The sequence below is a fragment of the uncultured Muribaculum sp. genome, from assembly GCF_910583865.1.
Lineage (GTDB): Bacteria > Bacteroidota > Bacteroidia > Bacteroidales > Muribaculaceae > Muribaculum.
On record NZ_CAJTYX010000008.1, the window covers coordinates 1 to 11,609 of the forward strand.

The window sequence follows — 11,609 nt, forward strand, 5'->3', positions numbered from 1 at the left end:
CTCGCGACCCTCAGCTTGGGAAGCTGATGCTCTACCAACTGAGCTACTGCCGCAGGGATTAACGATGCAAAATTAGGAAATAATTTTGGCATACCCAACCATTTTCGAAAATTTCGAAATAAAAACAGACACCTGCTCTCATAAAAAACAGGTATCGCAACCGATAAGGCAGGCATCGCAATTGATAAAGCAGGTATTGCAACCGATAAGGCAGGTATTGCAACCGATAAAGCAGGTATTGCAACCGATAAGGCAGGCATCGCGACCGATAAAACCAGGCGCCGCAACCAACGGAGTGGTTACGGCGCCTTTCTATGGAGATTGATTAGCGGCTAAAATTACTCGGCCACGCAGATGGCAACACGGTTCTGGATCGGGTCGATGTAGGGCTGGTACATGTCGTCGCCCATGCTCTTGGTTGTCACGCGGTCGGCAGAGATGCCTCCGGCGATGATGGCCTTGGCCACCACCTTGGAGCGCTGTTCGGCGAGACGCAGGTTGATAGCCTTCGTGCCTGTGCCCTTGTCGGCATAGCCGGTGACTACCACCTTGGCCGAAGGATTGGCCTTGAGGTATTCGATAACCTCTTTCACCTTATATTCCTGATCGTTGGCGATGGTAGAGCGGTTGATGGCGAAGAGCACGTCGCGGCGCAGAGGCTCAAGCTTGGCCTGTGCGTTGGTCTGGTTGGCGGCATTGGAAGCCACAGGGACTTCCACGATCTTCTCCACAATCTTCTCTACGATCTGAGGCTCGCAGGGAACCACCGGAGCGGCAACCATCTTCTTCACCTTCTTCGAGTTGCCTCCGAAGGTGTACTTCACGCCGGCAAGGAAGTTGAAGTACCAGTCGGCGTTGTGGGCGAGCTTGGAGTTGTAGTCATCGTTGAGGAAGTTGGCCTGGGCCTCGAAGCCGATCTGCACGTTGCGGGCAACGTTGAAATCGACGTTGGCACCCATGCGACCCACCATGCGCACCTTTGTGCCGTCCCATATGTTGCGGAGAGCGTTCTCTCCACCGATGGTGGGCTTGAGCGCATCGTTGATCTTCACCGCCTCGCCGTTGTCCCAGGCCACATTGAGGCCCACGCCGGCAAACACGCCGAAGCTGACAAGACGGTCGGGGTTGAAGCCGCCGATAAGGTTGGTGATGTCAAACGTGACGTCGAGCATCGGGGCCACGTAGTTCCACTTCCAGCAATAGCGCTCGTCGAGCGTCATCGCGGCCTTGGAACGCCATGAATTTACAGCCAAACGAAGGCTGAGTACAGGGTTGAAGTTGCGCCCTACGGCAATCTGCGCGTTGGGAGCCATCAGCTTGCCGAACGAGGTCTCACCCAGAGTCTCCTGGAAACCGAACTGTCCCTGGACGTACCAGTTGGGACGGAACACGGTCTCCTGCTCCTCGACCATCACAGTTTCCTGGGCTGAAATGCCCATGGCCACTGCGGCAAGTGTAGCTGTGAGAAATATCTTCTTGAATTTCATTATATAAGCTGTGATTTGCCTGATTTGGCCGTCGCATCAAGGGCTTCTGAAAGCCCTTGATGCGGGGCTATGGGTCAGGGAGTTGGTGTTTACTTGTTTACCTGGAAGTAATACTTGTTGGTGGAGGTGAAGCCACGGTAGTCGAGAGCCGAGTAGGCTACGACGTACTTGAATCCGGCAGTAAGGTCGCCGGTAGCGACGCGGAGGTTCGTACCGTCGATTACCTGGTCGAAATTAGCGCCCTTGTTGGCCTTGTCGAGAGCTGCCTTGGCGGCTGCGTCACCATCCTGTGCGCTCTTGCCGGTGGCGAGGTTCACAGCGTCGCAGATACCTACAAACTTCTTGAATGCGGGCGAGATGATCTCAGCATTGTAGGAAGTCGGGAAGAGGAGCAGCGAGTTGCCTGCGCCGAGCGTGAAGCTTGAGGGAGCGGCCTCGTTGGTCGAGAGGAAGCTGAATCCACCCTCGCTGTTCTTGAAGAGCATGGTCACCTGCATGTAGTGGTTGGGGTTCTCAAGCACCTTGTTGATGCGGTTTGCAATAGAGTTGTAGCGGTTAATCAGATTGTTGACCTTGTCGAAGTACTTGCCTGTCTCGCCGTCGATGTTGTTCTTGATGTCCTCAACGAGTTTGTCAAGCATATCGTTGATCTGGGTGTTGACATTGAGAATCATGCTGTTGATCTGATTCTGAAGGTCTGTCATGATCTTCTTGAACTGCTCGTTGATGTCGTCGTTGGAGTTCTTGACCTGCTCCTCGAAAGCAGCCTGCATCTGGTCTATGAAGTTCTGCAGGTTGTCAGGATTAACCTGACCGGTCAGCTCGATTTCCTGCTTCTCACCCTTGATATCGACTTCACCCTTTACAGTAACTGTAAGATCCTTGTTGATTTCGCTAAAATCGACGTTAGAGAGCTTGAAGTCAATCTTGATATTGCTGAGATCGATAGGCTTGATGTCGATTTTCTCGATTTCGGGGATAAGCTTGTCCCAGTCGATTTTGATCTCCTCATAGATGGGGAGTCGGCGGTTGAACTTCTTGCCCTCAAGGCTCTTGTAAGAAAGCGGCTTGAATGCGGTGGCGGCGATGTCGAGACCGGAGCGTACGATGCCCTGCTCGGTAGCGTCTACCCATGCGGCGCTGGTGTCATCCCACTTCGAGGTGGTGTATTCCCACTCGGCCTTCACCGCCATGCGCGGCAGGATGCCGTTGAGCTGCTCGTAGACAGCGCGCATGAGCGATGCGAGGCTGCTGCCGTTGCGGTTGTTGATAAACTGGGAAGCGGCCGATTTCAGACCCGGCTCGATCTCCACGCGGCAGCTCGCGATGTTCTCGGGAGTAAGAGTTGCGCCGGCCTCGTAGAGCGATACGTCCTGGGCGGCACGTCCGTGGGTGTAGCCGAATGTGAGCACCTGGTCGCTCTTCACGGGAGTCTCGATGGCCATGCCGTTCTCCTGGTTCTGGCTGTTGACGAGAGTGAAGGTCTTGCCGGTCATGTCGGCGTTGCCCGGGTTGACGGTCATGTAGATCGTACCGGCGTTGCCCTTGTAGCCGTTCTCCTCGCCGAGAAGCACTGTGCCCTCGAATGTCTTGGAAGTAACGCCGAGCATCTGCATGTCCTTGGTGGTGATTACCATCTCACCGTCGAACTCATACAGTCCACCGTCATAGGGGAATTCAACCTTACCCATTTCGCCATAGTAGGCCATGGCCACATTGGAAGCGATGCCTGCGGGAACAGCGAATGTGCCGAACACGGGGTTCCATGCACCTTCGGCCACGATGCTCGTAATCATAGCGTCGAGACGCTGGTTAACAAGGTCATATTTATCATGCAAAGCCTTGATAGCGGCCTCGTTGGCAGCAACCTTAGCAGCAATATCAGCACGCCACTGCACCCAATCGGTAAGCAGGTCGGTAAGGTTGGTAAAGTCCGACTTCATACCGTCGAAGTTCTTGGCCACGTTGTTGTATGTGGTCACGAATTCATCGAGAGCATTAGTAAGGCCTTTCTTGTAATTCTCGAAGTCCTCCTTTGTAAGGTATGTGCTTGCAGCATCTTCTTTAGTAAGCAGCTTGCTGGGGTCAAGAGAACCAAGAGTGTTTATGAGGTTTTCAAGAGCAGTCTTATTGGCAGCAACCCATTGAGCTTCAGCAACAGCCTTATTAAGAGCTTCAGAATCCGAGGCCCATGTCGGAGGGGTAACTGTAATCGTACCGTTGTCATCGGTTACGGTAAAACCGAGTTTCTCAAGAGCAGCACGAAGCTGAGCAACGTCATTCTTAATATTAGTGTCGTCGTAGTTTTTATAACCGAGATTATCAAGAGCCTCCTTAAGGGTCTCTGCGGTAAGATAATTGTAAGCGGTTAAAATCTTATCGACCTCAGTCTTAAGATCGGAGGACTTGAGATATTCGGTAAGCTTGGTATCCAACTCGGAATCGGTAAGATATTCATCCGGTATGGAGGTCAGATATCCATTATCGTCGAGATATTTCTTAAGAGCGGTATTGTCGAGATAACCTTTTTTATCGACTTCCTTAAGGATTTCAGTTTTGAGGTTGTTGAGTTTTTCAGCAAGATCGTCGCACTTGCAAATCTGCCCTTCGAGAGTCTTTATCTTTTGAGCAAGTTCCTCGAACGTAACCTTGGATCCATAACCCTTGGTGATTTCATCATCGAGATCCTTACGAGCCTGCTCCAAATCGGCAGCAAACTGTTTCTCTGCTTCCTCAAGAGCAGTCTGCAGAGCCTGAATCTGCTCCATCAGTCTAAAGTCCTCACGCTGCAGCACTGCATACTGATCGTCGTCAGTGTCCTTGCAGGATGTGAAAGCGCTCATGCCGCCCGCAAGCGAAGCGAAGATGAGCATTCCGCTAATGATTTTCTTCATCTTGAAAGTGAATATTGAATTTAGTAAAAAATTGTCGGTAAATTTTCAGAATATATAATGGTTAATATTTTTAAATTAATGTATGAATGCGTTATGCCGGACTTTTCGGGCCGGAGGGACTCCCGAAACGCGGCGAGACCCTCTGCAGCCACACCCGCGTAAATCCAACCACATGATCCCCAGCGGAATATCATGTATGTGATGAAATTTATTCGGCAAAAATACGCAATAATTATCATTTACACAAATATTTCGTCGAATATCGCATCAATGTCATAACACACCTCTTAACCAAAAGTTCAACAATAACCCCAAAAACTTGTAAACCCGCCCCACCCCTCGTTCACCCCATATGCACTATTATCATCACCGTCTTAATCGTTTCAGGAACTCGCATCAAATCATATTTTCACCAAAAATCCCGGAAATTTGTTATACCTTTGTATCAAGCAACCGGATCACCCCAATCAACAGCATTGGCAACCTAAGTGCTTTTTTCCTAAAAGAGATTGAACGTGATGGACTCTACATCTTTCCACCAAACGGCAGCAAAGCGTAGGGATGCTTCCCGAAGCATCCGTCAAGTAGTCAAAATCATGTGGGGCGGATGTGGAGGCGGATGCACCGTGGGTGCATCCCTACGTGGATACATCGACAACTCCCCGCACATCAGCAGGCCGGCCAATTGACTGCCAGACAACCGTAATGATTCATGCATGTGATTTAGACAAACCCGATGACAACGGCAAACAACGACAATACCGATAACGAGGCCATGCAGCCCCGGGCAGGAAACAGCCCGCTGACGCTGGGCACAAAGTCGATCAGCAAGCTGCTTGTGCAGTATTCCGTGCCCGCCATCATAGCCAGCGTGGCCGTATCGCTCTACAACATCATCGACAGCATATTCATAGGCCAGGGCGTAGGGCCGATGGCCATCGCGGGCCTGGCCATCACCTTCCCGCTGATGAACCTCGTGGTGGCCTTCTGCACGCTCATAGCCGTGGGAGGCGCCACGATAAGTTCCATATTCATAGGCCAGAAGAACGAGAGCCGCGCCACCGACTGCGTCAACAACGTTATGGTGTTGTGCCTGCTCCACGCCGTGGTGTTCGGCGGGATGACGCTGCTCTTTCTCGACCCCATACTCCTCTTTTTCGGTGCAACCCCCGAGACCATCGGCTATGCCCGCGAGTTCATGCGCATCATCCTCTACGGCACACCGGTGAGCTACGTGTTCATCGGACTCAACAACCTTATGCGCGCCACAGGCTACCCCAAGAAGGCCATGGTGTCGGCTCTGCTGTCAGTGGCCGTCAACGTGGCCCTCGCCCCGGTGTTCATCTTCGTGTTCAAGTGGGGCATCGCCGGCGCGGCCTGGGCCACGGTGGGCGCCCAGACGGCGTCGTTCATATGGGTGCTCGCCCACTTCATGTCGAAGAAGAGCTTCATCCATTTCCGGCTTGAAAACCGATGGTTCAACCTCTCGATAATCCGCCGCATCTACGCCATAGGCCTGTCGCCGTTCCTGATGAACGTGTGTGCCTGCGTGGTGGTGGTTTTCATCAACCGCGCACTGCTCGACTACGGGGGCGCCAACTCCAACCTCGACGTGGGAGCATACGGCATCGTCAACCGCACCACCATGTTCTTCGTGATGATAGTGTTCGGCGTCACCCAGGGCATGCAGCCCATACTGGGCTTCAACTACGGCGCAGACAAGTGGGACCGCGTGAAACGCACATTATATATAGGTATATGGCTCGGCGTGGCGATCACCCTGATAGGATTCGCCGTGTGCGAGGCCTTCCCCGACGCCATAAGCCGCATGTTCACCAAGGACGAGACGCTTACCGCCATAGCCCGCAACGGGTTCAGGATATATTTCATATTCTACCCCGTGGTAGGCGCCCAGATCGTGATACAGAACTTCTTCCAGTCGATAGGCAAGCCACAGATATCCATATTCCTGTCGCTGACGCGCCAGCTGCTGTTCCTCATCCCGTTCCTGATAGTGCTTCCGCGCTACTACGGTGTCGACGGCGTCTGGGCCTCGATGTGCGGCTCCGATCTCATAGCCTTCATCGTGGCGATGGCGACGATGTTCGTGATGGTGCGGCGGCTCAACAAGCGCTTCGCCGGAGTGAAACCTATCGAACAGCCGGTAGAATAACCGACCGATAAGATAATACAGCTATGTACCAGGATATTGACCTGAGGGTGGCTCCGGCGGTGGCCGGACATCCCGACACGCTGCTGCGCGACGAGGCATGCCGCGCGGCCTCAATAGATCCGGCACGCGTGGCCGCGATCAAGATCACACGCCGAAGCATCGACGCACGCCAACGCAGGGTGATGGTCAACGTGCGCGTGCGCATCTACGTCGACGAGACTCCGGAATCGACCGCACTCGCCGACCCGATAAGCTATTCACCCGTAGAACCCGGCGCTCCGCAGGCTATTGTGGTGGGCGCAGGCCCTGCCGGACTGTTCGCCGCCCTTCGCCTGATAGAGCTTGGGGTGCGCCCCGTGGTAGTGGAGCGAGGCAAGGATGTCGACTCGCGCCGACGCGACATGGCGCGCATAGCCCGCGAGGGGGTGGTCGACCCCGACTCCAACTACTGTTTCGGCGAAGGTGGCGCGGGAGCATACTCCGACGGCAAGCTGTACACGCGCAGCAAGAAGCGCGGCAGCGTCGAGAAGGTGCTGACCGTGCTCTGGCAGCATGGCGCGAGCGAGGATATACTCGTCGACGCGCACCCCCACATCGGCACCGACCGCCTGCCCGACGTGATAAAGGGGATGCGCTTCACCATCGAACGCAGCGGGGGCAAGGTGATGTTCGACACCCGCGTGGAGCGCCTGCTACTCGACGGCGACCGTGTGGCGGGAGTGGCCACAGCCTCCGGGGAGACCATCGACGGGCCGGTGATACTGGCCACCGGGCATTCGGCGCGCGACGTCTACGAGTCGCTCTCCTCATCCGGCATCGCGCTCGAACCGAAGGGACTTGCCATCGGAGTGCGCCTCGAACATCCGCAGGAGCTGATCGACCGTCTGCAATACCACTCCCCCCAAGGGCGCGGCCGCTGGCTCCCGCCGGCTGAATATTCGATGCTCACCCGGGTGGACGGGCGCGCCGTCTACTCGTTCTGCATGTGCCCCGGAGGATTCATCATCCCTGCCGCGAGCGCACCCGGCCAGCTCGTGGTCAACGGCATGTCGCCGTCGTCGCGCGGAGGCCGACGGGCCAACTCGGGCATGGTGGTCGAGATCCTTCCGGAGGATGTGCCCGACAGCCCGGCCGACGGGCCGCTGAAGATGATGCGCTACCAGGAGCGCATCGAGAAGGCATTTTTCGAGGAGGACGGCGGAAGCCAGAACGCTCCCGCGCAGCGCATGGCCGACTTTGTCGACGGACGCGCATCGACCGACCTGCCGCCCACATCGTATGCGCCGGGCATACACTGCGCGCGCATCGACCGCCTCCTGCCGCCCGAGATAGCACACCGTCTCCGCAAAGGCTTCGCCGAATTCGGGCGCAAGCAGCACGGATTCCTCACCAACGAAGCCGCGCTCATAGGCTGTGAGACACGCACGTCATCACCCGTGAGGATACCGCGCGACGCCGAGAGCCTTTGCCACACGGGCGTCCGTGGGCTGTATCCCTGCGGCGAGGGAGCGGGCTACGCCGGAGGAATCGTGTCTGCGGCCATCGACGGCGACCGTTGCGCCACGTCGCTCGCCTTCTCGCTCGGCATTACGGCGCCTCCGGAACGAAAAAACGGGATAGTGCGCGACATGTAGAGGATTAATAGCTATATTTGCATCCTGAACCCGGCGACCCGAAGCCTCCGGCTCAAGACAACATCATCATATGAGACTCTTCCGCAAGATAACACTCGACTTTTCCACGCGCCTCTACCTGTGGACCACCCTGGTGATCCTGGTGACGTTCTGCGGCATCGCGGCCATATTCCGCGCCTACAGTGACGACCGTGAGGAGGAAGTGGGCGGACGTTATGCCGGATTCATGCTCAACGACATGGTGCACGGCATCAGCGAGCGTCTGCTGACTGTGGAAAACATCGTCAAGAGCTACGAGCCCCTGGTGAAGGACCGTATCGGCTCCCCGGACAGCCTGATAAATATGGTGGAACGATGGGCGTTGAGCGACTCGCTGATAGTCGGAGGATCCATAGCATTCACTGAAAGTTACTATCCGGAACGCGGCAAATACTTCATGCCGTACGTGACGCGTACCCTCGGCAACAAGCCCGTGAGCAAATACCTCGGCAGCGAGGACTACGACTATTTCAGCATGGAATGGTATGAATCGACCAAGAAGGCCAGACACGGCACATGGTCGGAGCCTTATTATGACGACGGCGGGGGCGACGTGATGATGGTGTCGTATGCATTGCCGCTGTTCGACAAATACGGCAACATGTATGCCATGATGACTGCCGACATGTCGATCGACGAGCTTGTGAGGGACATAGCCAAGCTTGCCCCATACCGCGAAAGCTCATCTTTCGTGCTCAGCAAGCGCGGCACGTTCATCGTGCACCCTACGCGCACGGTAATCCTCAACCAGACCATATTCTCATATGCCGACTCGCTGCACAGCGAGAGCATGAAGGCACTGGCCAAGGACATGTTCAGCGGCAAAGACGGTTACGACAGGCGCAAAGTGCGCGGCAAGGACGTGCTTGTCAACTACACCACCCTACCGCGCACCGGATGGATAGTGGTCACTTTCAGCCCGTATTCGGAAGTAGTGAGACATCTCGGAGCTGTGACGGGCTACATGCTCGCGGTGTTGCTCGTCGGGCTTGTGGTGCTTCTTATTGTGCTGCGCTACGTCATCAAGCGCAACACCCACTCGCTCGAACAGCTTACCAACGCCGCCTACAAGATAGCCCGAGGCGATTTCTCGACAAGATTGCCGCACAATGCCGGCGACGCGAGCATAAGAACGCTCATCGACGCTTTTGCCCACATGCAGCAGTCGCTTACCGACTATATCTCGAGCCTCAGGCAGTCGACAATAGCCCAGGCGCGCATACAGAGCGAACTCGACATAGCCCACGCCATACAGAAGGAGACCATGCCGCGCACATTCCCCACTTCGGCAGACCGTGCCGGCATCGACGTGTATGCAATGCTCAATCCGGTCAACACCATCGGAGGCGACTTCTACGACTTCATGCTCGCCGACGGGCAGTTTTACTTCTGCATAGGCACCGTATCATGCTCCGGCACCGTGTCGACATCGTTGCTGCTTACGGTGGTGCGCTCCGTGTTCCGCTCGTCGATATCTGCGGGGCAGGATCCCGAGGTCACCATAAAATCCATGAGCAACGTGCTCCATGACAATCCGGAGACCGACCTCAACGCCACTGTGTTTGTAGGCTCGCTCGACCTCGCGTCGGGAAATCTCATCTATGCCAACGCCTCGCACAATGCCCCGCTGTTGGTGTATCCCGACGGAATGACGGAATTCCTGCCCGGCTCATCGTCGCTGCCGTTAGGCGCCAACGTGCTTGAAGAGTTCACGCAGTCTATGATCACGCTGCGTCCGGGATCGCGTATGGTGTTCTTTACCGACGGAATCATCACGGCCACCAACGCCGGCGGCGCGGCTTACACCGATTATACGCTCTACCATACGGTCACCATCATAATGGCCAACTATCCCGGCCTTTCGGCAAGCGAGCTTGTGAAGCGCATAGAAAAATCGGTACGCGAACATCAGGGAACAGAACGCCAGCACCGCGACCAGGCGCTCATGACATTCACCTACAAAGGCCTCGGGACGTCTCCGGCAAAGGATGACTGAAAAGTGTGCTTTTAAACACTTTTCGACCTGCCGCACCCCGCATACGCACCTCCTCACCCCCGGTGGAGACTGCGGCCAGGCGTTTTTTCGTATTTTTTAAGATTTCGCACAGAATAGCGTATTAAAATGTTGCGAGATAAGAAATCTTTTCTTAGTTTTGTGACAACAAAATTTTTAACCTTATTAAAAGTTCCACCAATTTAAGATGAAAACATTAGTAGAAAAGGCTGCCTCTCTTTACGAAGCCTTCAAGAAGGAAGCGGAATCTCAGGTAGAGAACGGCAACAAGGCTGCCGGCGCACGTGCCCGCAAAGCGTCGCTTGAACTCGAGAAGCTCATGAAGGAGTTCCGCAAGGCTTCACTCGAGGCTTCCAAGAAATAAATATGCCACAGGCGCTATCGCGCCACTTCCGCCATGCGGTACAGCCATGTATCGCCGGCCGACACCCTATCACACAGCCCGGACATCACGGTCAACGATGTCCGGGCTGATTGCATACGTCCGTGACTACAGCATTTTTTGTACAAGAAAGAAGGCCCTAATCCATGGTGAAATATTAACTTTGCACAGAAAATTACGAACTATTCATGGAAAAGCAGATCGAACACGAGGGAGTGCGCGTGGCCTACACTGTGGAGGGTGACGGAGCGCCCATAGTGCTGATGCACGGATGGGGATGCGACTCCACCACCCTCAGGTCGGTTGAAAAGACGGCTCTCGAATGCGGCTACCGTACAATCAGCATCGACTTCCCCGGACACGGGAGGTCGGGAGAGCCGGCACACGTATGGGGAGTGGAGGATTACACCCGCTGCCTGGAGGCCGTCATGGCTCGGGAAAAGCCAGAGCGCCCGGTGCTCCTCGGCCATTCGTTCGGAGGACGCGTGGGTATCGTCTATGCGTCGCGCCACCACGATGTCGACAAGCTGATACTCGTAGATTCCGCAGGCATAAAGCCGAGGCGCACGTGGAAGTACTATTATAAGGTGTACACGTTCAAGGCTATGAAACATCTGCTTTATATGCTCCACGGAAAATCGGCGGCAGAGGAGATACTCGACCGCCGCCGCGCCAAGGCAGGGTCCGCCGACTACGCACGCGCCACACCCATGATGCGTGCCATCCTCAGCAAGGTGGTCAACGAGGACCTTAAGCATCTCCTTGGCTTCATAGCCTGCCCCACCCTGCTCATCTGGGGAGAGGACGACACGGCCACCCCGCTCTCCGACGCGAAATATATGGAGAAGCACATTCCCGACGCAGGCCTTGTAAGCTTCAGCGGGGCGGGACATTTCAGCTTCCTCGACCGGCCGGCACAGTTCGCAGCCGTTCTCCGCAGTTTCCTTTCCTGAAATCGTTCGAAAATTCCCTCGTCGTAAATATAA

Annotated in this window: 8 protein-coding genes; 5 read left to right on the top strand and 3 right to left on the bottom strand. The window is 55.4% G+C overall.

Annotated features, from left to right (window positions below):
• The 3 genes from QZ303_RS02960 to QZ303_RS02970 all read right to left on the bottom strand — a co-directional run.
• Nucleotides 1-260, bottom strand: a 260-nt coding sequence (locus QZ303_RS02960) for a hypothetical protein (protein WP_295728877.1), incomplete at its 3' end; no start/stop codon positions are given.
• 78 nt (nucleotides 261-338) lie between these two features.
• On the bottom strand, nucleotides 339-1,487 hold the full coding sequence (locus QZ303_RS02965; protein ID WP_295728879.1) for an OmpA family protein: 1,149 nt from the start codon (nucleotides 1,485-1,487) through the stop codon (nucleotides 339-341).
• Nucleotides 1,488-1,576: 89 nt separating this feature from the next.
• On the bottom strand, nucleotides 1,577-4,381 hold the full coding sequence (locus tag QZ303_RS02970; protein WP_295728882.1) for a hypothetical protein: 2,805 nt from the start codon (nucleotides 4,379-4,381) through the stop codon (nucleotides 1,577-1,579).
• Between the two features lie 775 nt (nucleotides 4,382-5,156).
• On the opposite strand from QZ303_RS02970, the gene QZ303_RS02975 reads away from it, so the two are divergent.
• From QZ303_RS02975 to QZ303_RS02995, 5 genes are all read left to right on the top strand, one after another.
• Nucleotides 5,157-6,554: an MATE family efflux transporter gene (locus QZ303_RS02975; protein ID WP_295729008.1), complete on the top strand. Its 1,398-nt coding sequence runs from the start codon at nucleotides 5,157-5,159 to the stop codon at nucleotides 6,552-6,554.
• A gap of 23 nt (nucleotides 6,555-6,577) precedes the next feature.
• Nucleotides 6,578-8,188, top strand: a complete 1,611-nt coding sequence (locus tag QZ303_RS02980) for an NAD(P)/FAD-dependent oxidoreductase (RefSeq protein WP_295728884.1) — start codon at nucleotides 6,578-6,580, stop codon at nucleotides 8,186-8,188.
• A gap of 70 nt (nucleotides 8,189-8,258) precedes the next feature.
• The gene (locus QZ303_RS02985) at nucleotides 8,259-10,223 is read left to right on the top strand and encodes a SpoIIE family protein phosphatase (RefSeq protein WP_295728887.1); all 1,965 of its coding nucleotides are present in this window, start codon (nucleotides 8,259-8,261) and stop codon (nucleotides 10,221-10,223) included.
• Between the two features lie 205 nt (nucleotides 10,224-10,428).
• The gene (locus QZ303_RS02990; RefSeq protein ID WP_068961181.1) at nucleotides 10,429-10,605 is read left to right on the top strand and encodes a histone H1; all 177 of its coding nucleotides are present in this window, start codon (nucleotides 10,429-10,431) and stop codon (nucleotides 10,603-10,605) included.
• Between the two features lie 206 nt (nucleotides 10,606-10,811).
• Nucleotides 10,812-11,576: an alpha/beta hydrolase gene (locus QZ303_RS02995; protein ID WP_295728894.1), complete on the top strand. Its 765-nt coding sequence runs from the start codon at nucleotides 10,812-10,814 to the stop codon at nucleotides 11,574-11,576.
• The last annotated feature ends 33 nt before the right edge of the window (nucleotides 11,577-11,609 follow it).